The 23141-nt window shown below is 70.5% G+C and carries 25 protein-coding genes; 12 read left to right on the top strand and 13 right to left on the bottom strand.

Annotated features, from left to right (window positions below; all coding sequences use genetic code 11):
- Positions 1-228: 228 nt before the first annotated feature.
- Positions 229-1413, top strand: a complete 1185-nt coding sequence (gene pncB, locus QMK61_RS15965) for a nicotinate phosphoribosyltransferase (RefSeq protein ID WP_302073226.1) — start codon at positions 229-231, stop codon at positions 1411-1413.
- A gap of 145 nt (positions 1414-1558) precedes the next feature.
- Here the strand turns inward: pncB and QMK61_RS15960 are convergent, their stop codons facing one another.
- The 3 genes from QMK61_RS15960 to QMK61_RS15950 form a co-directional block, all read right to left on the bottom strand.
- A complete protein-coding gene (locus tag QMK61_RS15960; protein WP_302073225.1) occupies positions 1559-2362 on the bottom strand; it encodes a MetQ/NlpA family ABC transporter substrate-binding protein in 804 nt (267 codons plus the stop codon).
- A 64-nt stretch (positions 2363-2426) separates the two neighbouring features.
- Positions 2427-3113 carry a methionine ABC transporter permease gene (locus QMK61_RS15955; RefSeq protein ID WP_302073224.1) on the bottom strand — a complete coding sequence of 229 codons (687 nt, stop codon included), beginning with the start codon at positions 3111-3113 and terminating at the stop codon, positions 2427-2429.
- Positions 3110-4120 carry a methionine ABC transporter ATP-binding protein gene (locus tag QMK61_RS15950; protein ID WP_302073223.1) on the bottom strand — a complete coding sequence of 337 codons (1011 nt, stop codon included), beginning with the start codon at positions 4118-4120 and terminating at the stop codon, positions 3110-3112. Before QMK61_RS15950 ends, QMK61_RS15955 begins: the two co-directional genes overlap by 4 nt.
- Positions 4121-4376: 256 nt before the next feature.
- Between QMK61_RS15950 and QMK61_RS15945 the strand changes: the two genes are divergently transcribed.
- Positions 4377-4853, top strand: a complete 477-nt coding sequence (locus tag QMK61_RS15945; RefSeq protein WP_302073222.1) for a glutathione peroxidase — start codon at positions 4377-4379, stop codon at positions 4851-4853.
- Here QMK61_RS15945 and QMK61_RS15940 read toward each other — a convergent pair.
- From QMK61_RS15940 to QMK61_RS15930, 3 genes are all read right to left on the bottom strand, one after another.
- The gene (locus QMK61_RS15940) at positions 4843-6165 is read right to left on the bottom strand and encodes a hypothetical protein (RefSeq protein ID WP_302073221.1); all 1323 of its coding nucleotides are present in this window, start codon (positions 6163-6165) and stop codon (positions 4843-4845) included. The two genes, QMK61_RS15945 and QMK61_RS15940, sit on opposite strands and share 11 nt — an antisense overlap.
- 126 nt (positions 6166-6291) lie before the next feature.
- Positions 6292-7848 (bottom strand): D-alanyl-D-alanine carboxypeptidase/D-alanyl-D-alanine-endopeptidase, encoded by a 1557-nt coding sequence (dacB, locus tag QMK61_RS15935; RefSeq protein ID WP_302073220.1) that lies wholly within the window; start codon positions 7846-7848, stop codon positions 6292-6294.
- A 44-nt stretch (positions 7849-7892) separates the two neighbouring features.
- The gene (locus QMK61_RS15930; protein ID WP_302073219.1) at positions 7893-9245 is read right to left on the bottom strand and encodes an MATE family efflux transporter; all 1353 of its coding nucleotides are present in this window, start codon (positions 9243-9245) and stop codon (positions 7893-7895) included.
- Positions 9246-9371: 126 nt separating this feature from the next.
- Here QMK61_RS15930 and QMK61_RS15925 point away from each other — a divergent pair, with 126 nt between their 5' ends.
- Both QMK61_RS15925 and QMK61_RS15920 read left to right on the top strand, forming a co-directional pair.
- Positions 9372-9854: a peptidylprolyl isomerase gene (locus QMK61_RS15925; protein ID WP_302073218.1), complete on the top strand. Its 483-nt coding sequence runs from the start codon at positions 9372-9374 to the stop codon at positions 9852-9854.
- A gap of 25 nt (positions 9855-9879) precedes the next feature.
- Positions 9880-11055 carry an NAD(P)/FAD-dependent oxidoreductase gene (locus tag QMK61_RS15920; RefSeq protein WP_302073217.1) on the top strand — a complete coding sequence of 392 codons (1176 nt, stop codon included), beginning with the start codon at positions 9880-9882 and terminating at the stop codon, positions 11053-11055.
- Positions 11056-11071: 16 nt separating this feature from the next.
- On the opposite strand, the gene QMK61_RS15915 is transcribed toward QMK61_RS15920, so the two are convergent.
- From QMK61_RS15915 to QMK61_RS15905, 3 genes are all read right to left on the bottom strand, one after another.
- Entirely contained in the window at positions 11072-11533 is a 462-nt protein-coding gene (locus tag QMK61_RS15915; protein WP_302073216.1) for a GNAT family N-acetyltransferase, read from the bottom strand.
- A gap of 334 nt (positions 11534-11867) precedes the next feature.
- Positions 11868-12947, bottom strand: a complete 1080-nt coding sequence (locus tag QMK61_RS15910; protein WP_302073215.1) for a phospholipase A — start codon at positions 12945-12947, stop codon at positions 11868-11870.
- Positions 12948-13113: 166 nt separating this feature from the next.
- A complete protein-coding gene (locus tag QMK61_RS15905) occupies positions 13114-13470 on the bottom strand; it encodes an EF-hand domain-containing protein (protein WP_302073214.1) in 357 nt (118 codons plus the stop codon).
- Between the two features lie 183 nt (positions 13471-13653).
- On the opposite strand from QMK61_RS15905, the gene QMK61_RS15900 reads away from it, so the two are divergent.
- Positions 13654-14871 carry a crosslink repair DNA glycosylase YcaQ family protein gene (locus tag QMK61_RS15900; protein WP_302073213.1) on the top strand — a complete coding sequence of 406 codons (1218 nt, stop codon included), beginning with the start codon at positions 13654-13656 and terminating at the stop codon, positions 14869-14871.
- A gap of 100 nt (positions 14872-14971) precedes the next feature.
- On the opposite strand, the gene QMK61_RS15895 is transcribed toward QMK61_RS15900, so the two are convergent.
- Complete coding sequence (locus QMK61_RS15895; RefSeq protein ID WP_302073212.1) at positions 14972-15370, bottom strand: hypothetical protein; 399 nt, start codon at positions 15368-15370, stop codon at positions 14972-14974.
- A gap of 285 nt (positions 15371-15655) precedes the next feature.
- Here QMK61_RS15895 and QMK61_RS15890 point away from each other — a divergent pair, with 285 nt between their 5' ends.
- The 6 genes from QMK61_RS15890 to QMK61_RS15865 all read left to right on the top strand — a co-directional run bounded on the left by QMK61_RS15890 (position 15656) and on the right by QMK61_RS15865 (position 19935).
- Positions 15656-15865, top strand: a complete 210-nt coding sequence (locus QMK61_RS15890) for a cold-shock protein (RefSeq protein WP_302073211.1) — start codon at positions 15656-15658, stop codon at positions 15863-15865.
- A 278-nt stretch (positions 15866-16143) separates the two neighbouring features.
- Positions 16144-16353 carry a cold-shock protein gene (locus QMK61_RS15885; RefSeq protein ID WP_302073210.1) on the top strand — a complete coding sequence of 70 codons (210 nt, stop codon included), beginning with the start codon at positions 16144-16146 and terminating at the stop codon, positions 16351-16353.
- A gap of 94 nt (positions 16354-16447) precedes the next feature.
- Positions 16448-17353 (top strand): alpha/beta fold hydrolase, encoded by a 906-nt coding sequence (locus tag QMK61_RS15880; RefSeq protein ID WP_302073209.1) that lies wholly within the window; start codon positions 16448-16450, stop codon positions 17351-17353.
- Between the two features lie 55 nt (positions 17354-17408).
- Positions 17409-18470, top strand: a complete 1062-nt coding sequence (locus QMK61_RS15875) for an NADH:flavin oxidoreductase/NADH oxidase (RefSeq protein ID WP_302073208.1) — start codon at positions 17409-17411, stop codon at positions 18468-18470.
- Positions 18471-18483: 13 nt separating this feature from the next.
- Complete coding sequence (locus QMK61_RS15870; protein WP_302073207.1) at positions 18484-19359, top strand: pirin family protein; 876 nt, start codon at positions 18484-18486, stop codon at positions 19357-19359.
- A 273-nt stretch (positions 19360-19632) separates the two neighbouring features.
- Positions 19633-19935 (top strand): DUF962 domain-containing protein, encoded by a 303-nt coding sequence (locus tag QMK61_RS15865; RefSeq protein ID WP_302073206.1) that lies wholly within the window; start codon positions 19633-19635, stop codon positions 19933-19935.
- Positions 19936-19939: 4 nt separating this feature from the next.
- Here QMK61_RS15865 and QMK61_RS15860 read toward each other — a convergent pair whose 3' ends face one another.
- Complete coding sequence (locus QMK61_RS15860; protein WP_302073205.1) at positions 19940-20329, bottom strand: cytochrome C; 390 nt, start codon at positions 20327-20329, stop codon at positions 19940-19942.
- A gap of 132 nt (positions 20330-20461) precedes the next feature.
- Here QMK61_RS15860 and QMK61_RS15855 point away from each other — a divergent pair, with 132 nt between their 5' ends.
- Positions 20462-21247, top strand: a complete 786-nt coding sequence (locus QMK61_RS15855; RefSeq protein ID WP_302073204.1) for a tRNA threonylcarbamoyladenosine dehydratase — start codon at positions 20462-20464, stop codon at positions 21245-21247.
- A 168-nt stretch (positions 21248-21415) separates the two neighbouring features.
- Here the strand turns inward: QMK61_RS15855 and phbB are convergent, their stop codons facing one another.
- Positions 21416-22156, bottom strand: a complete 741-nt coding sequence (gene phbB, locus QMK61_RS15850) for an acetoacetyl-CoA reductase (protein WP_302073203.1) — start codon at positions 22154-22156, stop codon at positions 21416-21418.
- A gap of 105 nt (positions 22157-22261) precedes the next feature.
- Complete coding sequence (gluQRS, locus tag QMK61_RS15845; RefSeq protein ID WP_302073202.1) at positions 22262-23128, bottom strand: tRNA glutamyl-Q(34) synthetase GluQRS; 867 nt, start codon at positions 23126-23128, stop codon at positions 22262-22264.
- Between the last annotated feature and the right edge of the window lie 13 nt (positions 23129-23141).

Here is a 23141-nt window from a genome sequence, read left to right as displayed (position 1 = left end):
CCGTCGGCCACGGCCGTCCCCGATTTGTTGCCTAGAGAACAGCAAGTCTGCCGGGTCGGCCGTGCGCCTCTCCCTCGATTGGGAGAAGAACCTTTTTTTGTGCCGGATGCCCGTGCCGCCGGAGGACGCTTGCCGGGTGGCGGCGCATGGATCGCGGCGCTGCCCGGGCGGATAATCGCAGGCTCACCCGTCGGCCAGCCGGCGGTCTTCCGCCTGCATGGACGGTCCATGATCATCGAATCCCTGCTCGACACCGACCTGTACAAGTTCTCCATGATGCAGGTGGTGCTGCACCACTACCCGGCGGCGCAGGTCGAGTACAAGTTCAAGTGCCGTACCCCGGACATCGACCTGGTGCCCTGCCTCGACGAGATCCGCGCCGAACTGGCCAGCCTGTGCAGCCTGCGCTTCACCGAGGCGGAACTGGACTACCTGCGCTCGATGCGCTTCATCAAGAGCGATTTCGTCGACTTCCTGGGCCTGTTCCAGCTCAATGCCAAGTACGTGACGATCGAGCCGGCCGCGTCCGGTAACGGCGAGATCGAGATCCGCATCCAGGGGCCGTGGCTGCACACCATCCTGTTCGAGGTGCCGCTGCTGGCGATCGTCAACGAGGTGTACTTCCGCAACGCGCAGCCGGACCTGGACCTGGCCGAGGGGCGGCGCCGCCTGCAGGCCAAGATCGCGCTGTTGCACGAAACGCCGGACTACGAGCACTGCCGCATCGCCGACTACGGCACGCGCCGGCGCTTCTCGCGTACATGGCACGAGGAAGTGCTGGAAACCCTGCGCGACGGCCTGGGCAAGCAGCTGGCGGGCACCAGCAACGTGTGGTTCGCCATGCGGCTGGGCCTCACCCCGCTGGGCACGCTGGCGCACGAGTACCTGCAGGCGCACCAGGCGCTGGGGCCGCGCCTGCGCGATTCGCAGGTGGCGGCGCTGGAGGCCTGGGCGAAGGAGTACCGCGGCGACCTCGGCATCGCGCTGTCCGACGTGTATGGCCTGGAGGCCTTCCTGCGCGATTTCGACATGTACTTCTGCAAGCTGTTCGACGGCGCGCGGCACGACTCGGGCGACCCGTTCGAATGGGGCGAACGGATGATCGCCCACTACCGCGCCAACCGCGTCGACCCGCGCAGCAAGGTGCTGGTGTTCAGCGACAGCCTGGACATCCCCAAGGTGATGCGGCTGTACGAGCACTTCCGCGGCCGTTGCCTGCTGGCCTTCGGCGTGGGCACCAACCTCAGCAACGACGCGGGGCCGGAGCCGCTCAACATCGTGATCAAGATGATCCGCTGCAACGGCCAGCCGGTGGCCAAGCTCAGCGATTCGCCGGGCAAGAACATGTGCGAGGACGAGGCCTACGTGGCCTACCTGCGGCAGGTGTTCCAGATCCCCGCATCGCAGGGCTGACCCGCGCTTTGGCTCCTTCTCCCCTCCGGGGAGAAGGCTGGGATGAGGGGCCAATCTTGCCTGGACGCCGGCGAGTGCGAGCCTCACCGCAAGCCCGGCCCCTCACCCCGACCCTCTCCCCGGAGGGGAGAGGGAGAAGAGAGGGTCAGAACGCGGGCAGCACCGCGCCGTGGTAGTGCTGCTCGATGTACGCCTTGACCGCGGGGCTGGTCAGCGCCTTCGCCAGCTTCTGCACGCGCGGATCGTCCTGGTTGTCGGGGCGGCCGACCAGGTAGTTCACGTAGGGTGAGTCCTTGTCCTCGATCAGCAGCGCGTCCTTCTGCGGGTCGAGGCCAGCGGCCAGCGCGTAGTTGGTGTTGATCAGCGCCAGGTCCACCTCGTCCAATGTACGCGACAGCATTGCGGCTTCCAGTTCCTTGAACTGCAGGTGCTTCGGGTTGGCGGTGATGTCCTTCGGCGTGGCCAGCCGGTCGGCCGGGTCCTTCAGCGTGATCAGGCCGTGCCTGGCCAGCAGGAGCAGGGCGCGGCTGTCGTTGCTGGGGTCGTTGGGGATCGCCACGGTGGCGCCGTCGGGCAGCTGGTCGATGCGCTTGTACTTGCGCGAGTAGGCGCCGAACGGCTCGATGTGCACGCCCGCGATGGTGACCAGATGGGTGCCGCGCTCGCGGTTGAACGCGTCGAGGTAGGGCTTGGTCTGGAAGTAGTTGAGATCGATGGCCTTCTCGGCCACCTGCAGGTTCGGCTGCACGTAATCGGCGAACACCTTGATCTTCAGGTCCACGCCTTCCTTCGCCAGGATCGGCTGCACCTGCTTGAGGATCTCCGCATGCGGCACGGCGGTGGCGGCCACGGTGAGCGTGTGGGCGTCCTCTTCGTCGTCGTGCGAGGCGCAACCGGCCAGGAGCAGCAGGGCCAGGGTGGCGGCGAAGGCGGCAAGCAGCAGTTTCATGGCAAGTGTTCTCTTGTGCGTCGCACAAGAATAGCCGTCCAGACGGCCAGATGCAAAACCCGCCTCAGTGCCGGGAGAGGCGGGCCACCACGCGGTCGCCGATCGCCTGCAAGGCCTGCACCAGCACGATCAGCAGCACTACCGTCACCACCATGTAGTCGGACTTGTAGCTCAGGTAGCCATATCGATAGGCCAGATCGCCCAGACCGCCGGAGCCGATCGCGCCGCCCATCGCGGTGTAGCCGACCAGGGCGATGGCGGTGACGGTGATGCCGGAGGCGATGCCGGCGCGGGCCTCCGGCAGCAGCACGCGGCGCACGATCTGCCAGGTACTGGCGCCCATCGCCTGCGCCGCCTCGATCACGCCGGGCTGCACCTCGCGCAGCGCGGTCTCCACCAGCCGCGCGAAGAACGGCGCCGCGCCGATCACCAGCGGCGGGATCGCGCCGCGGATGCCGAGCTTGGTGCCGACCAGGACATAGGTGACCGGCATCAGCACGATCATCAGGATGATGAACGGCACCGAGCGCAACACGTTCACCACCAGTGCGGTGAGGCCGTACAGCTTCGGCATCGCGCGCAGCTGGCCCCTGGCCGTAAGGTAAAGCAGCACGCCCAGCGGCAGGCCGATCGCCACGGTGAGCAGCAGCGAACCGCCCAGCATCAGCAGGGTGTCGACGCAGGCCCGGCCCAGTTCGCCCCAGTCGTCGATGTTGGGGAACAGCGTGTGCAGCAGCGGTGCGTCGCTCATCGTGCCACCTCCTCGATCTCGATGCCGGCGGCGCGCAGCGCGTGCAGCGCGGCGTCCACGTTGGCGCCGTCCAGCGCCAGGGTGAGCTGGCCGTAGGGCAGTTGCTTGATGCGGTCGATGCGGCCGGCCAGGATGTTGAAGTCCACCCCGGTCTCGCGCATCACCCGGCTCAGCGTGGGCGTCCAGGTGGCCGCGCCGCGGAAGGACAGGCGCAGGATGCGGCCCGGCACGTGCGCGTAGGGCGCCTGCTCGGCGGCGGCCTCCTCGGGCAGCGCCTCTTCCACGAAGCGGCGCGTGGTCGGGTGCCGCGGGTGCAGGAACACGTCGGCCACCGTGCCCAGTTCCACGATGCGGCCGGCGTCGAGCACCGCCACGCGGTCGCAGACGCGGCGCACCACATCCATCTCGTGGGTGATCAGCACGATGGTCAGCTTCAGCTCGCGGTTGATCTCGGCCAGCAGTTCCAGCACGTCGCCGGTGGTCTGCGGGTCGAGCGCGCTGGTGGCCTCGTCGCAGAGCAGGATGGACGGCCGGTTGGCCAGCGCGCGGGCGATGCCCACGCGCTGCTTCTGGCCGCCGGAAAGCTGCGACGGATACTTGCCCGCATGGGCCTGCAGGCCCACGCGGGCCAGCAGCTCGTCCACGCGGGTGCGGATCTTCGCCGCGTCGCGTTCGCCGGCCAGGCGCAGCGGGAACGCCACGTTCTCCGCCACCGTCTGCGAGCCGAGCAGGTTGAAGTGCTGGAAGATCATGCCGATGCGCTGCCGCTGCGCACGCAGCGCGGCGTCGTCCAGCGCGGTCAGGTCGGTGTCGCCGACCAGCACGCGGCCGCCGCTGGGACGCTCCAGCAGGTTGACCAGCCGCAGCAGGGTGGACTTGCCCGCGCCGGAATGGCCGATGATGCCGAACACCTCGCCGTCGGCGATGTCGAGGCTGAACGACTGCAGCGCGGGGATGTCCCGGCCGTCGACGCGGTAGGACTTGTGGACGTCGATGAAGCGGATCACGGGCGACCGGGGCTGGGGGCGGGACGCCATTCTAGCCGCTGGCGTAGACTTCCATCCGTCCATTTCCCCAATTCGCCGTATCCGTTCGCGTTGAGCGTAGCCCGCGCAGCGGGCGGAGTCGAAACGCTTCGCACCGCTGGTCCTTCGACTCCGGCCCCATCCTTGTTCAAGGACGGGGCCTACGCTCAGGGTGAACGGGGTTTCATCAGGCGAGCGGGTTTCACCTTATCTCTTGCGCATCCTTAGGAACACCGACATGACCAGCGTCTACGATTTCAGCGCCCGCGACATCGACGGCCACGAGCGCTCGCTCGCCGAATGGCGGGGGCACACCCTGCTGATCGTCAACGTGGCCTCGAAGTGCGGCTTCACCCCGCAATACGCGGGGCTGGAGAAGCTGTGGCGCGAGTATCGCGACCGCGGCCTGACCGTGCTGGGCTTCCCCTGCGACCAGTTCGGTCACCAGGAGCCGGGCGACGAGGCGGAGATCCGCAACTTCTGCAGCACGACCTACGACGTCAGCTTCCCGCTGTTCGCCAAGGTCGAGGTGAACGGCGACGGCGCGCACCCGCTGTACCAGTGGCTGAAGCGCGAAGGCAGGGGCATCCTGGGCAGCGAGGCGATCAAGTGGAACTTCACCAAGTTCCTGCTCGGTCCCGACGGCCAGGTGGCGAAACGCTACGCGCCGACCGACACCCCGGAGAAGATCGCGCGCGGGCTGTTCACGGACTGACCGATCCGGCCGCCGGAAGCGCTGCATCGGCCACCATGATGGTTTGCTCGTGCAGGTTGTGGCCGTCGAGGCCGGATGCCCGCAGGCTGTAACGCCCCGGGAACAGGTACAGCGACTCGTGCTCGGAAGCCTTGCCGAACACGTAGCGGTCGGCGGCGGTGGCATCGCCGGACTCGCCCGTGTAGCGCGCCTCCACCACACAGGGGAAGCTGCGCTGGCACAGCGAGGCATCGACCGGATAGGCGTGTCGCCGGCCTGCCAGGTTGAGCCAGGACGGCCGCGGAGGCTTGGTCTTGGCGGCCTGCACCGGAATGCCGCTGAGACCGAAGCTGAGCCATGCAGTGTGCTCCGCGTCCTCCTCCGCGGCCTTGGCGGGCGGCGTGTCGGGCGGCAGGATGATGCTGACGTCGTATTGTTCCGGCGCGGCACTCCAGGCCTTGCCGTCGGCACGCGCGATCAGGGCGACGGGTCGTCGCGGCTGGAATGCCGCGACAAGGTGGTGGTAGGGGTCGAACGCATTGCCCGAGTGCACGTCGCGGAAGGTCACCTGGTCCACGCTCAGGGGTTCGAAGCCGCTGAGTTTCTGCAACTGCATCGCCATCGGCGGCACGTCGCCGAGGCGGCCCTTGGCCTTGTCGACGTGCGCATAGCCGGCGTGCACGAACAGCCGTGCATCCGGATCCTTCCGGAACACGCGCCGGTACAGGTTGCGCGCCTGCTCTTCCTCGCGGGAAGGCGTATCGGTGGATGTGCCGTCGTAGGGCACAAGCACGAAGCCGAGCCTGATCGCGGTGCGCACGATTTCGCCGTACAGCGGTTCGTGCAGGTATTCCGAGCCGCTGGCGATGGTCGGGTAGCCGCGCTTTGCCAGCTCCGGGTCATGGTCGCCCAGCGCCTCGGCCGCGAAATGGGTGAAACCCAACGCGCGCAGGCGTGGCAGCAGGGCCAGGGTCAGTTCGCGGGTGTGGCCATCGTGATGCGCTTCGTTGACCATCACGATGCGCCGCCCGCTGGCAAGCCGGGTGATCACATCGACTGCGTCTTCGGTGCGCCAGGCTTCCGGCTGCGGCAACGACAACCCCAGCGGAACGCGCGGCTTCAACGGGAAGTCCAGGATGGCCTCGTTGTACAAGCCCAGCTCGTCCTCGGTGCCGGCCAGCAGTTGCATGGCAATCGACCGGTCGGCCGGCGCCAGGCGGGACATGGACCGCTGCAGGTAGTCGTAGCGGGCCAGATCGCTGGTCAAGGGCTGCATGCCGTGGAACAGCTCGTCGAGCTTCAGTGAAGGCCTGCAGGCCACGTCGGTGGCCATGGTCAGTGCGAGTGCGAGACACGGCAAGGTTCGAGCCAGCATGAATTCCCCCGGTTGCGGCTGTATGGGGGAACACTACCCAATCGTGCGGACGCTGTATTCATGCAGCGCACCAGCATGGCGCATTCAGCCGCGAAACCCGGCCAGCAGTTCGACGATGGCGTCCAGGTCGGCGCTGGCGCGTGGCGCGTCGTCGGGGCGGTGGTAGTCGTTGAGCATGATCGCGAAGGCCAGGTGTTCGCCGGCGGCGGTGGTGACGTAGCCGGCAAGGCAGTCCACGTAGGTCATGCTGCCGGTCTTGGCGTGCACGTTGCCCGCGGCCGGGGTGTCGCGCAGGCGCCATTGCAGGGTGCCGTCCACGCCGGCCACCGGCAGCGCGTCGCGCAGTTGCGCGGCGTAGGGTTGGGCGGCCAGGTATTGCAGCAGCCGCACCAGCGTGGCCGGCGTGGCCAGGTCCTGCCGCGACAGGCCGCTGCCTTCCTGCAGCAGGACCGTGCCGGGCGCGATGCCGATGCGTTGCAGCCGCTGGCGCAGCGCGCGGAGGGCCCAGTCCGCGCTGCTCGTGAAACCGGCCTGCGGCTCGCCCGCGGCTACGGCGTCGGCCTGTGCGCGCACGCCGGCGACCTGCAGCAGGTTCTGCAGGTAAAGGTTCTGCGAGCGCTTCAGGCCGCGCGCGAGTATCTCGCCCAGCGGTGGTGACAGCACTTCGCCGAGCGGCTGCGCCTGCGCCAGCAGCGCGGCGTCCCGTTGCGGCCAGTGCAGCGTGCGCACGCTGCCGTCCACCCGCACGCCGTGCGCGGCCAGCGCGCGGCGCAGGCGCTCGCCGGCAAGGCGCGCCGGCTCGGTCACCGCCAGCCGGTAGTGCCGCGGCGGCTGGCCGGACGGCATGCTGCCGAAGGCGTACAGGGTATCGCCGCCGGGAGCGCGCCAGAGGTTGATGTCGGCATGGCTGTGCGGCGCGCCGGTGTCCAGCGTGTCCACCAGTGGCGGTGTCGCGTCGGCGGGCTCGAACGCGAGCCGCGCGGGCAGGCCGGCGCGGGCGCCGGGGCTGACGGTGAGCGTCACCGTGTTCTCGTCCACGCTCAGCGCGGAGGCGGGCGCGGCATACCAGGCCTGCAGGTCGCCGGCCTCCCAGCCGGCACCGATGGACGGGCCGGCGAAATAGCTGTCGTCGGCGACCAGGTCGCCATGCACGCGACGCACACCATGGGCCACGAGCTGCGTCGCCAGTCGCTCGGCCCAATCAGGGGTGGCGTCGGCGGCGCCCAGGGTGGGATCGCCCATGCCGTACAGGATCAGCGGGCCGTCCAGGCGGCCATGGCGGAGCGGTCCCGAGCCCAGCAGCCGGGTGGGGATGCGGTCGTCCGCGCCCAGCGTGTCCAGCACCAGGGCGGCGGTGAACAGCTTGGCGGTGGAGGCCGGTTGCAGCAGCCGGTGCGCGCGATGGGCGTACAGCTGACGGCCGCTGTCCAGCGACACCACCTCGATGCCCCAGGCGGCGTGGTCGAAGCGCGGCTGGCCAATGATGGCGTCGATGCGTGCGACGAGTGCCTGCGCAGCGTCGGAAGCCCGGGCATCGGCGCCGCGGGCGGCGGGCAGGATGGCGATGGCCGCGGCGAGGGCGACCGCGGCGCGGATGGCCCGGTGCCGCGGCCGGGTCGTCCGTTTCGTGTTGCATGTCATGCGCCGAGTATCCCGCAGGCAGGCGACGCTCAGCCAGCCGACGCTCAGCCAGCCGAGGGCATGGCGATCCACGCCTGGCGGCGGTGCAGCCTGAACGCGATCAGGCCCAGGCTCAGTCCGCGCATCGCCATGAAGGCGAGAAAGGCGAACCACAGGCCGTCGTTGCCCCAGCCGCGGCAGGACCAGGCCAGTACTGCGAACAGCGCGGTCGACAGCAGCATGCCGTCGCGCATCTCGCGGGCGCGGGTGGCGCCCACGAACAGGCCGTCGAGCAGGTAGCTCCACACGCCCACCAGCGGCAGCACGGCGAGCCAGGGCAGGGCGTGATACGCCACCGCGCGTACCGCGGGCAGGCTGGTCTGCAGGTCCACGAAGAGGTGGCCGCCCAGCGCGAACAGCACGACGAAGCCGAGGCTGCCCAGCCACGCCCAGCCGCCGGCCACCACCAGCGCGCGGCGCAGCGCGGTGGCGTCGCGGGAGCCGATCGCGTGGCCGCACAAGGCCTCGATCGCGTTGGCCAGGCCATCGAGGCCGAACGCGGCGAGCAGCAGGCCGTTCAACAGCAAGGCGTTCGCAGCCACCACCGCATCGCCCAGCCGCGTCCCGAGCAGCGAGACCGAGAAGAACACCGCCTCCAGCGCCAGCGTGCGCAGGAAGATGTCGCGGTTCACCGCCAGCAGCGGGCGCCAGTGCGGCCAGCGGCGCATCGCGGCCCGGTCGACCCGGCCGGATACGCTGCGCAGTGCCTGCCGCGCCCGTGCCAGGCCGAACAGCGTGCCGCACCATTCGCCGGCGACGGAAGCCAGCGCGATGCCGGGCACGCCCAGCTTCAGCCCGGGCACCAGCAACAGGTTCAGCGCGATGTTCGCCAGGTTGGTGACCAGCAATATCGCCAGCGTCGTGCGCGTGTCGTGCTTGCCGATGAACCAGCCGGCCAGCGCGTAGTTCAGCAGGGCGGCCGGCAGGCCGGCGAGGCGCAGGTGCAGGTAGTCCAGGCCCAGCGTGCCGAGCGCGGCGGAGGGATGCATCAGGCCGATCAGCCACGGCAGCAGCGGCCACATCAGGGCACCGACCAGCAGCCCGGCTGCGGCTGCCAGCAGCAGGGCCTGCGCCAGGATGGTGCGCAGCGCCGGGCCGTCGCCCGCGCCGCACGCCTGCGCCGCGAAGCCGGTGGTGCCCATGCGCAGGAAGCCCATGCTCCATACGGGCAGGGCGTATACCGCGCTGCCCACCGCCACTGCGCCCAGGTCGCTGGCATGCGGCAGGTGGCCGGCCACGGTGCTGTCCACCAGCGCCACCAGCGGCACGGTGAGGTTGGACAGGATCATCGGGATCGCCAGCGCCCACACGCGGCGATGCGTGGGACGATGGCGCCAGTCGGCCAGGATCGACGGCATGGCGGGAGCCTCGAGGGACGCCGCATTCTGGCATGGGGCTTCGGGGAGCGGGCCGTGGCGATCTGCTAGGCTGGGCATTCATGCCGGTGCGACGCCCCGGTTCATCCACGCCACCGGGATTTCCACATGCAGATCGCCCCGAACACCGTTGCCGCCTTCCATTACACGCTCACCGACGACGACGGCCAGATCGTCGACAGCTCCGCCGGCCGCGAGCCGCTGACCTATCTGCACGGCAAGGGCCAGATCGTGCCGGGACTGGAAAAGCAGATGGAAGGCCGCCAGGCCGGCGACGCCTTCAACGCCGATGTGGCGCCGGCGGAGGGCTACGGCGAGTTCCAGCCGGAACTGGTGCAGGCGGTGCCGCACGAGGCCTTCCAGGGCGTCGAGGACATCCAGCCCGGCATGCAGTTCCAGGGCCACGGCCCGCAGGGCGTGTTCAACGTCACCGTGACCCGGGTCGAGGACGGCCAGGTGCACATCGACGGCAACCATCCGCTGGCCGGCAAGACCCTGCACTTCGCCATCGAGGTGACCGAGGTGCGCGAGGCCAGCGCCGAGGAACTGGCGCACGGCCACGTGCACGGTCCGGGCGGCCACCACCACTGACGGGCGCGCGAGGCAGGGACGCCGCTTGCGCATCGCCATCGTGGGCTACGGCGCCGCCGGCCAGGCGGCGTCGCTGTTTCTGGCCGGGCAGGGGCACCGGTTGAGCGTGTTCGAGCAGGCGCCGGCACCGGGGCCGGCGGGAGCGGGTTTCCTGCTGCAGCCGACCGGACTGGCGGTGCTGGCGCAGCTCGGCCTGCACGACCGGGCGCTGGCGCTGGGGCAACGCATCGAGGCGCTGCATGGCTGCAACCCTCGCGGCCGCCCGGTGATGGCCATGCGCTATGCCGACCACGCGCCGGACTGCTTCGGCCTGGGCATGACCCGCGGCAGCCTGTTTGCATTGCTCCGCGACGCCTACGCCGGTGCCGGCGGCATCCACGCCGGCATGCGCATGGTCGGGGTGGACGCCGATGCCGGCGTCCTGCGCGACGAGCGGGGCGAACGGCACGGCCCGTTCGACCTGGTCGTGGCGGCCGACGGGGCCGGTTCGCGGCTGCGCACCAGCCTGCCCGGACTGGCGCGGCGCGACGCGGTCTATCCCTGGGGTGCGGCATGGTGCCTGCTGCCCGCCGAGGATTGGGCACATGCCGACACCTTGCAGCAGCGCTACGCCGGCGCACGCGAAATGATCGGCCTGCTGCCGGTAGGGCGCCGGGCCGACCGCGATGGTCGCTGGCTGACCTTCTATTTCAGCCTGCCCGGCGAACAACTGGACCGCTTCGATGCCGCCGCCGTCGCACGCCTGCGTGGGCGGGTCGCCCGGTTGTGGCCCGAGGCCGCACCGCTGCTGGACGGGGTCGAGGCGCCCGAACAGCTGCAGCGCGCGCGGTACCGCGACGTGGTGATGCCGGTGCCGTATCGCGGGCGGGTGGTGTTCCTTGGTGACGCGGCCCATGCGATGAGTCCGCAGCTCGGCCAGGGCGTGAACATGGCCTTGCTGGACGCGCAGGCGCTGGCTACGGCGCTGGCCGCGCATGCCGATCCGGCGCAGGCGCTGTCTGCGCATGCGCGGATGCGTCGCCGACACCTCCAGGTGTACCAGTTCATGAGCCGCTGGCTCACGCCGCTGTTCCAGTCGCAGCACGACCGCCTGGCCTGGCTGCTGCGCGACCTGGCCTTCGGTCCGCTGGGGCGGCTGCCGCTGGTACGCGGGCAGATGCTGCGCATCCTCACCGGCACCAAGCGCAGTTGGTGGCATTGAAAGCCGTTCGGGGCCGTCAGAGAAGCCTGCGGTAGACGACGAAGCCGGATTTCTCGGCCAGCTGGTCGTAGAGCCGCATCGCGGTGGCGTTGGTCTCGTGGGTCTGCCAGTACACGCGCGGCGAGTGGGCTGCCTTGGCGCGTTCGTACACGTGCTCGATCAGCGCGTGGCCCACGCCCTGGCCGCGCGCGGCCGGCGCGGTGAACAGGTCCTGCAGGTAGCAGCTCGGTTCGAGCTGGATCGTGCTGCGGTGGAACAGGTAGTGCGCCAGGCCCAGCAGCACGCCGTCGCGCTCGGCCACCAGCGCATGCACCGGCTCGGCCGGATCGTGGAAGCGCGCCCAGGTCGTTCGACTGACTTCGTCCGGTAGCGCGGTGGGACCGCTGCGGCCGTAGAACGCGTTGTAGCCGTCCCACAGCGGCTTCCAGCCCGCATGGTCGGCAGGCGCCACGGGCCGGATCAGGACCGCATCGTTCACGTCTTCGCTCGCAGGCAGGCGGGGAGGGCGCAGCATGCGCGCTGCGCCGGCATGGCGCCAGTGGCTCAGAGCCTGTTCACGATCCCCGCGTGGCCCGCGTTGCCTTGCTTTGGCCGCCCGGTGGGAGTGCGTGGCGCAGCGCCTGCCTGGCGGGCAGGCCAAGCCACGCGCTGCCGCATGGCGGCCAAAGCAAGGCAACCCGAAGGGCCAGGTCTGTTGGCCCACAGGCCGGCGTCATCGTTCAGTCGTGGACGGACGTCCACTCCCTCACTCTTCCTTGGCCCGCGCGCAAACAGCTCCCGGCGCGGGCTACGCGGAGATCGTGAACACGCTCTCAGTACCAGTCGAGCAGGGAGATACCCAGGCCCAGGTAGGTGGCGTTGTGGTTGTAGTCGATCAGGCTTTCGCCGTAGCCCTTGAACAGCTCCATGTAGCCGCGCACGTTGCCGCCCAGCGGGAAGCTCCAGGTGAACTGGCCGGCGCCGTGGCTGCGGCTGCCGCCGCGCAGCGAATGGCGCAGCATCAGGCCGAATTCCTGGCCGTGCCATTCGTGCACGAGCTGCATGTCGGCGCGGCCCACGTAGTCCTCGATGTCGGGGTTGTTGTCGTCCTTGCGCGACTCGGGGATACGCCACCACGGGCGCAGCATCAGCGTCCAGCCGTCGCGTTCGAAGCCGATGTCGGCGATCACCCGGTTCCAACTGCGCGAATAGGGGTCGGAGCGGCCGTTGGACTGGTGGTTGATGCCGATGCCGAGCATGCGGCCCTCCCACCCGAGCAGGTCGTAGTGGGTGTCGAACACCAGCATCGCCTCGGGCTCGTAGTTGGTCTCGCGGAACGGACGCGAGAGCTTCGAGTTGTAGGCCTGCCATCGCGACGACTGGGTGTAGCCCACCCACAGGTCGCCGGCGTCGCCGAACACGCCCTGCCACACCTTGGTCTTCAGGCTGAGCTGGAACTTCAGCTCGACGTTGTCGAGCTGTTGCGGGGTGGTCACCGTGTTGGCGGGATTGGGGCTGGTGGGGCGGGTGTTCTGGTTGCTGGTGGCGAACACCGGCATGAGGTACACCGGCTTGTAGCCGCGGATGTTGAAGGTGCCGAGCTTGCTTTCCGGCGCCAGTTCCCAGCGGCTGTCGAGCAGCGACAGCGGTGCGCCGACGGCCGGCGCGGCGTGCTCGTGCCCAAACATGTCCGGGTGCGCGGGATGCGCGGTGGCGGTGGCGTTTTCCGCATTGCGCTTGTGCGCCGCCGGCAGGTTCTCGCGGCCGGTGGCCTTGTCGTAGCAGGCCAGACGCTGGGCATCGCTCTCGATCGCGGTGCAGGCGCGGATGTCCATCGGATCGGGGTTCTGCGCGCGCGCTGGCAGGCTCAGCAGGCCGGCGATCATGGCCGCGAGGACGACGGGTTGTTTCATCGGGCAGGGCTCCGCGTGGGCGCGCCGTCGCAGGGCGCGTGGGGGCGGTCAGTCTAGCGGGCGGGCCGCGCGGACGGCGTGCACCCTGCGGCATCCATGAAAACGCGCCGGCCGCGGGTGGGCGGCCGGCGCGTGACGGGGCGGCGGCTTTCCGGGTGTGCCGTCGTCAGTGCATCTTGCTCGCCCAGCGCTGGTATTCCGCCTTGCTGATGTGGCCGTCGCGGTTGCTGTCGGCGTATTCGAAGTCGTTCGCCAGCGGCGGGTAGGCGGCGGCCTGGTCGGGCGTGATCGACTTCTTGCCGCCGGAAAGCTGGGCGAAGTCGGGCGCCGGGCCGGCGTCCTCCACCTTGCCAGGCGCCGAGTTGACCGTCACCTGACCTTTCGCGGTGTTGAAGGTGGCGCTGGTGGTGTCGCTGCCCGAAGGGGGCGGGGTGGCGGCCTGCTGGTCCTGCGCCAGGGCGGCGCCCGCCATCAGCAGGCTGCCGGCAACGAGTGAAGCGAGAAGAGGCTTGCGGAATTTCATCGCGGATACTCCATGCCAGAATCGAACGGTGGAGGCTGCGCGGTGGCGCCTTCGGGCGGTGGGCCGCGCTCGCCGGGTACGCTAGCAAGCGATCCGTCAATGAGGACTCAAGATGGCGACGGTAGTTTCGTGAAGGCGCGGTCAACGTTGGGCGCGCCTTCAGGCGACGGGCGCGCGTTGTCCATGCCGCAGGCGCGCCTGCTGCAGCTGGCCGCGCAGGGACTGCTGGCGGCGCCGCGCCGTCGCGCACGGCGCGAGGACGTGGTGGCCGCGGTCGAGCGGATGCGGCTGTTGCAGATCGATTCCATCCATGTGGTGGCGCGCAGCCCCTACCTGGTGCTGCACGCGCGCCTGGGCGACTACCCGCCCGAATGGCTGGACGAGTCGCTGGAACACGGCCGGCTGGCGGAATGCTGGGCGCACGAGGCCTGTTTCGTGCCGGCGGCGGACGTGGGCGTCCACCGCGCCTGGCGCGGGCAGCGCGCCGGGCACTGGGCGCACCGCCATGCGCAGCGTTCGCGGCGCGAACACCCTGCCGGCATGGAGGCCCTGCTGGAGCGCATCCGCGTCGAGGGGGCGCTGCGTGCGTCCGACTTCGAGAGCCCCCGCCGCGCTTCCGCCGGCTGGTGGGCATGGAAGCCGGAGAAGCGCTGGCTGGAGGCATGGTTCGCGCTGGGTGAGCTGATGGTGGCCCGGCGCGAGCGTTTCCAGCGCGTCTACGACCTGGCCGAGCGGGTGCTGGCCCGGCTGGAGCCGGCACCGGCGGCGGGCGATGCGGAGCTGTCGCATGCGGCAGTGCGTCGGCGCTTCGTCCTCGACAGCGTGCGTGCGCTGGGCGTTACCCAGGCGCGTTGGATCGCCGACTACTACCGCCTGAAGCCCGCGGTCGACGAGCGCGAGCTGGCGCCCCTGGTCGCCACGGGCGAGCTGCTGCGGACGGAGGTCGCCGGCTGGGACGCGCCGGGCTATGTGCACCCCGGGCATGCCGAACTGCTGGAAAAGGCGCGCGCGGGCCGCCTGCGCGCCAGCCGCACCGCGCTGCTCTCGCCGTTCGACCCGCTGGTGTGGGACCGCGAACGCGCCAGCGCGATGTTCGGCTTCGACTACCGCATCGAGTGCTACCTGCCCGCACCGAAGCGCCGCTACGGCTACTACGTGCTGCCGATCCTGCATCGCGGCCGGCTGGTGGGCCGGCTGGACGCCAAGGCACATCGCGCCGAGGGCGTGTTCGAGGTGAAGGCGCTGTACCTGGAAGAGGGCGTGGAGCCCACGCCGGCGCTGCTCGGCGACCTGGCCCGCGCCATCGCGGACAGCGCGGGCTGGCACGGTACGCCTCGCGTGCGGCTGGGACGTTGCCGGCCGGCGTCGATCGCGCCGGCGCTGCGCGCGCTGTGGCGCTGAGAGCCTGCGGGTTCTTCAAACGCTCGGCCCGGCCATGGGTGCCCGGACGCGCCGATGAGGATTTCCACGGGACGTGGAAATCTTCGCAAGCCCTGGGTGTTCAGCCCGGTCCCGGCGGTGTGGTGCCGCAGGATTTGCCGTCCAGCGCTTCGCGCATGCCTTCGGCGAGCACGGCGCAGCGGTTGGGCAGCTGCGGGCGGGTGTCGGGATCGCGCGCGTCGCGCAGCAGGCTGTCGCGCATCGCCTGGTAGCGCTGCTGCAACTGGTCGGGCGCGAAGATGCCGGCCGCCTGGTGGCAGGCGAGGTAGCTGGCGAGATAGGCGTCGCAGGCCGGGATGCCGGTCTGCACGGGCGCAGTCGTCGGGTTCAGGACGTTCGCCCCGGCCGGACCGACGCCGGGCGCGTGGCCGGCGCGGACGGGCGCATGGCCGCAGGCCGCCAGCAGCAGGATGCCGGCCAGCAGCGGCAGCGTGGCGATGGTCGCCGGCGCGGTGTTCATGCGCATTCCCCGGATAGTCGTACCGCCACTCTAGACGACCCGGCGTAAAGGGGAATTGAAATCGGCGCCTGAACCGGCTACGCGCGGACAGTCGCGCCGCGCCACGACTCCGGCTATGCTGTACCCACTGTGTTTGCCGGGGTCACCAGAGTCACGTGACCCGATGCTGCCGATCAAGATCCGCCTCATCGCTCACCCCTAGGGTTCCTTGCACGCCAGTAAGCCGGCTCCGCCATGCGGCAGTCGAGCCTTTATCCAACGTAATAAACCTTAGTGGAGAGTTTCATGTCTGATCGTCAGATCGGTACCGTCAAGTGGTTCAACGACGCCAAGGGCTTCGGCTTCATCAGCCGTGACAACGGCCCGGACGTGTTCGTGCATTTCCGCGCCATCACCGGCAACGGCTTCAAGAGCCTGCAGGAAGGCCAGCAGGTCAGCTTCAAGGTGGTGCAGGGCCAGAAGGGCCTGCAGGCCGACGAAGTAGCCCCGGTCTAAGCCGTCCCGCGACGCGAAAACCGGAAAAGGCCGGGCAGCGATGCCCGGCCTTTTTCATGTCCGGAAGGCGTCGTCGGCCATTTCCCGGAAACTGCGACCTTTCAGCACTTGCATTCCGAAAATCAGTTATGCTGGGGCCACTGTGTCTGCTTGGTCACGTGCGTGCCCCCGGTGCGGTCCGTAACCGTGTCGCTCCACTCGATCCTCAGCATGCCCAGTAAGGCGTCGGCCCGGGCGGGCCGACTGGTCTCATCAGAGTCAATGGATCGGAGTGAGTCATGTCGGATCGTGAAACAGGCACCGTCAAGTGGTTCAACGACGCCAAGGGCTTCGGCTTCATCAGCCGCGAGAACGGCCCGGACGTCTTCGTGCATTTCCGCGCCATCACCGGCAACGGCTTCAAGAGCCTGAAGGAAGGCCAGAAGGTCAGCTTCAAGGTGGTGCAGGGCCAGAAGGGCCTGCAGGCCGACGAGGTGTCGCCGGAGTGAACCGCCGCCGGGCGGGTCCGGGAAAGGCCGGCGCGAGCCGGCCTTTTTCGTGGGCGGCTTCGTGCCGCACACGGCGATTCGCCGGCCTGTGGCCATGACGGTCGATCCTGCCGCCGATCTCCGGGTCGAAGCCGCGTCCGTGGCAGCCGCCGACGGCGCGCGTTCGGAACTGTTGCTGCTGTCGTCCCCGGCTCCGCCGCGTCGGGTGCTGTACTGGCTGCCGGCGATGGGCGTGCCGGCGAAGCATTACCTGGCGCTGGGCCAGGCGCTGGCCAGCCGCGGGGTGGCGGTGGCGCTGCACGAGTGGCGCGGCATCGGCTCGAGCGACCGCCGCGCCGGCCGCGGTTGCGACTGGGGCTATCGCGCGCTGCTGGAGCTGGACCTGCCCGCGGGCCTGGCCGCCGCGCGCGGACGCTGGCCGCAGGCGGAGTTCCGCCTGGGCGGCCACAGCCTCGGCGGCCAGCTCGCCTGCCTGTACGCCAGCCTGCATCCGGCGGCCTGCGTCGGGCTGGCGCTGGTGGCCAGCGGCGCGCCGTACTGGCGCCGCTTCCGCCACGGCTGGGCGATCGGCATCGCCTACGCGCTGGCGCCGGCGCTGGCCGCGCTGTGCGGGCACCTGCCCGGGCGGCGGATCGGCTTCGGCGGCAACGAGGCGCGCGGGGTCGCCGCCGACTGGGCCCGCAGCGGCCGCACCGGCCGCTACGCCGCCGTCGGCATGGCGGCGGACTTCGGCGCGCGATTGGCCGCCCTGCGCCTGCCCGTGCTGGCGCTGCGCCTGCGCGACGACTGGCTGGGGCCGCAGGCGTCGCTGGACTGGCTGCTCGGCACCATGCCGCATGCCCCGCGGCGGGTGGAGACGCTGGCGCCGCCGGCGCTGGAAGGCCAGCCCGCCGACCACTTCGGTTGGATGAAGGCGCCCGGGGCCATCGCCGACCGCATCGCCGAATGGTGCGGAACACCGGACACGGCGTTCGCCGCGTCGCACCCCGCCGCCTCTTGAAGCCGGCGCCGGGCGCAGGCATTTCCGGGGTTCGTTCCACGCACAGGCCGTTCCGATGTCCAAGCTGTTCGATCCACTGCCGCAACGTGACCTCACCCTGCGCAACCGCATCGCGGTGGCGCCGATGTGCCAGTACTCCGCCCGCGACGGCGTGCCCGACCACTGGCACCTGGTGCACCTGGGCAGCCGCGCGGTGGGCGGCGCGGCGGCCGTGCTGGCGGAGGCCACCGCGGTCTCGGCCGCGGGGCGCATCTCGCCGCAGGACACCGGCCTGTGGAACGACGCGCAACTGGCCGCCTGGCAGCCGATCGCCGCCTTCGTCGCCGCGCACGGCGCGGTGCCCGGCGTCCAACTGGCCCACGCCGGCCGCAAGGCCAGCACGCGCCGACCCTGGGAGGGCAGCGGTCCGCTGGAGGCGAGCCAGGACCCGTGGACCACGGTGGCGCCCTCGGCCGTGCCGTTCGACGACGGCTGGCACGTGCCGCAGGCGCTGGACGCGGCGGGCATCCGGCAGGTGGTCGCGGATTTCCGCGCGGCGGCACGGCGCGCGCTGGAGGCGGGTTTCCAACTGGTCGAGCTGCATGGCGCGCATGGTTACCTGCTGCACCAGTTCCTGTCGCCGCTGAGCAACCGGCGCGACGACGCCTACGGCGGCAGCTTCGACAACCGCACCCGGCTGCTGCGCGAGGTGGTCGCCGCGGTGCGCGAGGTATGGCCGGAACGCCTGCCGCTGTGGCTGCGCATCTCCGCCACCGACTGGGCCGAGGGTGGCTGGACGGTCGAGGAAAGCGTGGCGCTGGCGCGGCAGGTGCGGCCGCTGGGCGTGGACCTGGTGGACGTCTCCAGCGGCGGCCTGGTACCGCACGTGAAGATCCCGCTGGGGCCGGGCTACCAGGTGCCGTTCGCGGCGCAGGTACGGCGCGAGGCCGGCGTCGCCACCGGCGCGGTGGGGTTGATCACCGAACCGCGCCAGGCGGCCGGCATCGTGGAACGGAGCGAGGCCGACGTGGTGCTGGTCGCCCGCGAAAGCCTGCGCGATCCGTATTTCCCGCGGCGCGCGGCGCAGGCACTGGGTGCGCATCTCGATGCGCCGGTGCAGTATCAACGGGCCTGGTGAAGGAGGGCACGCCATGAACGCCACGCCGCAACGCATCGACGGACGCCTGCACGACCTGGGCGACGGCTTCACCGTGCGCCGGCTGCTGCCGGTGCTGGACGCGCGCCACGTCGGCCCGTTCGTGTTCTACGACCACATGGGACCGGTGGACCTCGCGCCCGGCCGCGGCATGGACGTGCGGCCGCATCCGCACATCGGCCTGGCCACGGTGACCTGGTTGTTCGACGGCACCATCCGCCATCGCGACAGCCTCGGCAGCCTGGCCGACATCCGCCCGGGCGCGGTGAACTGGATGACCGCCGGCCGCGGCATCGTGCATTCCGAGCGCACGCCGCCGGAAGCCCGCGCGGCCGGCCAGCGCATGCATGGCGTGCAGGTGTGGGTGGCGCTGCCGCAGGCCGACGCGGAGACGGCGCCGGCCTTCCACCACCACGACGCCGATGCGCTGCCGAAGATCGCGCGACCAGGCGCCGAGCTGGTGCTGATCGCCGGCAACGCCTACGGCCAGGTGTCGCCGGTGAAGGTGTTCGCGCCGATGTTCTTCGTCGAGGCGCGGCTGGAGGCGGGCGCCGAGCTGGTCCTGCCGGAAGAACACGCCGAACGCGGCGTGCACGTGGCGGAAGGCGCGCTCGAATGGGGCGGGGTGGAGCTCGCCGCCGGGCAGGTGGCGGTGCAGGCCGGCCCGCCGGCGCCGCCGCTGCACGCCCGCGAAGCAAGTCGCGTGATGCTGTTCGGCGGCGCGCCGCTGGACGGCGAGCGGCACCTGTGGTGGAACTTCGTCGCCAGCACGAACGAGCGCATCGAACAGGCCAAGGCCGATTGGCGCGCGCAGCGCTTCGGCACGGTGGCCGGCGACGAGGAGGAATTCATTCCCTTGCCGGAGCGTTGATGGACGAAGCGGGTCATGTCGGACGCCTTCAACAGGTTTGCCGGGCCTGCCGCCGTCGCGCCTTGGCTCGTCATTCCGGCGAAGGCCGGAGGCGCTTTTCAACAGACGGAGGTCGGGTCATCCAGTGACCGTACTGGCCCGAGCAGGGGTGATCGCTGCTGGATTCCGGCCTTCGCCGGCATGACGCGCTGGTGAGTCGTGTAGCGCAGACTGGGGGCATGGGCACGCCTCGTCGACCCCCTCGTTCAACCCGGACGACCTAGGAGAACCCACATGACCGAGTTCGCCAGCTTCCGCGAGTTCTACCCGTACTACCTCGGCGAGCACCGCGACCGCCGTTGCCGGCGGCTGCACTTCGCGGGCAGCACGCTGGTGCTGCTGGCGGTGGTGCTGGCCATCGCCACCGGCCGGTGGGCGTGGCTGTGGCTGGCGCCGGTGGCGGGTTACGGCTTCGCCTGGGTCGGGCATTTCGCCTATGAGAAGAACCGCCCGGCCACGTTCCGCCATCCGCTCTGGAGCCTGATGGGCGACTGGGTGATGTACTGGCAGGTGCTGCGGGGCAAGGTGAAGCTGTAGCGGTTCAGCGGTATTCGCGGTGGCAGTCCTGGCAGGCGGCGCCGACCGGCTTCAGCGCGGCGGCCAGCGAGGGGCAATCGGTCGGCGCGGCCTGCACGGCCGACTGCAGCGCGCTGCGCAGCTTGGCGGCATGGTCCAGGAACGGTTGCGGCGCGCCGGGGAAGGCGTTGGGGATGTCGCTGGCGATCACCTGCATGTGCTGCAGCTGCTCCTGCACCACCGCGCCTTCGCAGCGCTGCGCCTTCAGCGCGCCCTGCAGCTGGTGCATGTGGAAGCCCATGGTGGTCATCACCGCCTTGGGCATCGGGTTGCGTGCGTCCAGCGCGTTCATCACCGGCACCGTGCCGATGACGCCGATGACCAGGCCGAGCAGGATCAGGAGAGCCGCGCGCATGCAGTTGCCTCGACAGGACGGGACGGTCGAGGATAACCCAGCCGTGCGCGGGGTAAAATGACCGCCCCCTGATTGGCGGCACGCAGAGCCCATGAGCCTTCATCACCCGCATACGGCCCGCGGTGGCCGCGCATGAGCGGCACCGAATCCAACGCCGAACGCTTCGCCGGCGTCGAGCGCCTGTACGGCGCCGGCAGCGTGGCGAGGCTGGCGTGCGCGCACGTGTGCGTGGTGGGCGTGGGCGGCGTGGGCTCGTGGGCGGCCGAGGCGCTGGCGCGCAGCGGGGTGGGGCGGCTCACCCTGGTCGACGCCGACGAGGTGTGCGTGTCCAACACCAACCGCCAGCTGCACGCGTTGGACGGCGAATACGGCAAGCCCAAGGTGGGCGTGATGGCGGCGCGGCTGCACGCGGTCAACCCGGCGCTGCGGCTGGAGGCGATCGAACGCTTCCTCACCACGGCCACGCTGGACGAACTGCTCGACCGGGGCTACGACGCGGTGCTGGATGCCTGCGACGCGTTCCGCGTGAAGCTGGAGATGATCGCCTGGTGCCGCCGGCGCAAGCTGCCCATCGTCACCGTGGGCTCGGCCGGCGGGCGCACCGACCCGACCCAGATCCGCGTGCGCGACCTCTCGCGCACCGAGCACGACGCGATGTTCAGCCTGATCCGCAAGAAGCTCCGCAGCGATTTCAACTTCCCGCGCAGCCCGCAGCGCTACTTCGGCGTGCCGGCGGTGTACTCGCTGCAGAACGTGCAGTACCCGCAGCCCGACGGCACCGTCTGCGGCACCCGCCCGCCCGGCGGCGACGCGCTCAACCTCGCCTGCGGCGGCGGGCTGGGCGCGGCCACCCACGTCACCGGCGCGTTCGCGTTCGCGGCGGTGGGGAAGGTGATGGAGAAACTGCTGCACGATTGACCCCTCTCGCGCTTTTCCTTCTCCCCGCCGGGGAGAAGGTGCCCGCAGGGCGGATGAGGGGCGGGTGCCCGCCTCGCCGCGGGCAAGAGCGTCTGTTTCCGTGAAAGGGGACCGCGAGCTTGGTCCCTCACCCCGACCCTCTCGCCGAAGGGGAGAGGGTGCAAAAGGCTACCAGCCCATGTAATGCCCGCCGTTGATGGCCAGGTTGGCGCCGGTGATCCAGGCGGCTTCCTCGCCCAGGAAGAAGGCCACCGCGTGGGCGATTTCCTCGGGCTTGCCCAGCCGTCCGATGGGGATCTGCGCCACGATCTTCTCGCGCACCTCCTCCGGCACCGCCATCACCATGTCGGTGCCCACGTAGCCGGGCGAGACGGTGTTGACGGTGATGCCGAAGCGGGCGTTCTCCTGCGCCAGCGAGATGGTGAAGCCGTGCATGCCGGCCTTGGCGGCGGCGTAGTTGGCCTGGCCATACTGGCCCTTCTGGCCGTTGATGGAGCTGATCTGCACGATGCGGCCCCACTTGCGCGCGCGCATGCCCTCGATCACCGGGCGGGTGACGTTGAAGCAGGCGTTGAGGTTGGTGTTCACCACGTCGGTCCACTGCTGGTAGCTCATCTTGTGGAAGGTGGTGTCGCGGGTGATGCCGGCGTTGTTGACCAGGATGCCGACCGGGCCGCATTGCTCCTCGACGGCGCGGACCATGGCCTCGCAATCGGCGGGGTCGGAGACGTCGCCGCGCACCATGCACACCGCGATGCCTTCGTCGGCCATCTGCCGCCGCCAGGCCTCGGCGCGGGCGGCATCGCGGAAGTTGGTTGCCACGCGATGGCCTTGGGTGGCCAGCTTGCGCACGATCGCGGTACCGATGCCGCCGGTGCCGCCTGTAATCAATGCCGTGCGCTGCGTCATGCGTGCCTCCTGGGGCTGGCGAAAGGGTGGGATCGTATGGATGGCCATCCATACGACCGGCCGGATCATCATCGCGCGTTATGACCGTCGCGTCGAAGTTTTCTTTCACGATGCCGCGCGGCCGGCCCCGGCGGGCAGGCGGGACGGGTCGAAGCGTTCCAGCGCCTGCGCCAGCAGTTCCTCCGGACGCGTGGCCCCGGCCGGTACCGGCACGTCCAGGAAGGCCAGCGCGCGACGCAGCGCGGGCAGCGGGTCGGCGGGATCGACCGGATGGGCGGCGTCGGACTTGGACAGCTTGCGTCCGGCGGCGTCCAGCGCCAGCGGCAGGTGGCGATAGCGCGGCGTGGGCAGGCCCAGCAGGCGCTGCAGCCAGATCTGCCGCGGCGTGGCGTCGAGCAGGTCGCTGCCGCGCACGACCTCGGTGACGCCCTGGAAGGCATCGTCCACCACGCAGGCCAGCTGGTAGGCGTAATAGCCTTCGACGCGGCGGATCACGAAGTCGCCGACGGCCTCGCGCAGGTTCTGCCGCTGCGGCCCCTGCACGCCGTCGTCGAAAGCGACCTCGACATCGGGCGCGCGCAGGCGCCAGGCCGGCGGCCGGTCCGGCGCGGGCGGCGCCACGCAGCGGCCGTCGCGGTGCAGGCCGCCGGCGGCGGCGAGGTCGCTGCGGCTGCACCAGCACGGGAAGGCGTGGCCGCCGGCCTGCAGGCGGGCGAGGGCGTCGTCGTAGGCGGCGTCGCGGGTGGACTGGTACAGCACCGGCCCGTCGGCTTCCAGGCCGAAGGCGGGCAGCGCGGCGAGGATGCCGGCGGCGGCGCCGGGCACCTCGCGCGGCGGGTCGATGTCCTCCATGCGCAGCAGCCAGCGGCCGCCGGCATGGCGTGCGCACAGCCAGCTGCCGAGGGCGGCGACCAGCGAGCCGGCATGCAGCCGGCCGGTGGGCGAGGGGGCGAAGCGTCCGCGGTAGTCCATCCGCCGCAGTCTG

The sequence above is a fragment of the Fulvimonas sp. R45 genome (genome assembly GCF_030504985.1).
In the GTDB taxonomy this organism is placed as follows: Bacteria; Pseudomonadota; Gammaproteobacteria; order Xanthomonadales; family Rhodanobacteraceae; genus Rhodanobacter_A.
The sequence above is the reverse complement of the archived record's forward strand: the minus strand, read 5'-3'. Positions and strand labels throughout refer to the sequence as shown.